This is a genomic window from Photobacterium sp. R1 (genome assembly GCF_054600795.1).
In genome coordinates this window covers 1-251 of the sequence record NZ_BAAHZP010000771.1, presented here as the reverse complement: position 1 = coordinate 251, position 251 = coordinate 1, and the positions used below count along the sequence as shown (strand labels likewise).

Below are 251 nucleotides of genomic sequence, written 5' to 3'. Positions count from 1 at the left end.
CAGCCGCTGCTTTTGCCGAGTGGACAACCTGAGCACCGTTAGCAACCAAATCTGCCGGAGCTGGATTGTAATGGTCAGAGAAGACCAGTTGGTGTCCAGCTTTCTGCAGGTTTTCGGCCATTGGTTTACCCATGATGCCTGTACCGATAAATGCGATAGTCGTCATTATCCTCTCCTTAGATTTGATTAAATTCTTTCAGCCAGCCAAGGCCTTCTGCGGTGGTGGTCTGCGGTTTGTACTCGCAACCAAC

General features: G+C 50.2%; 1 protein-coding gene. It reads right to left on the bottom strand.

Annotation, left to right across the window (positions count from 1 at the left end; all coding sequences use genetic code 11):
- A partial coding sequence (locus ACYP03_RS27165) for an NAD(P)-binding domain-containing protein (protein WP_459782827.1) occupies positions 1-166 on the bottom strand: 166 nt, incomplete at its 3' end.
- Positions 167-251 lie beyond the last annotated feature (85 nt).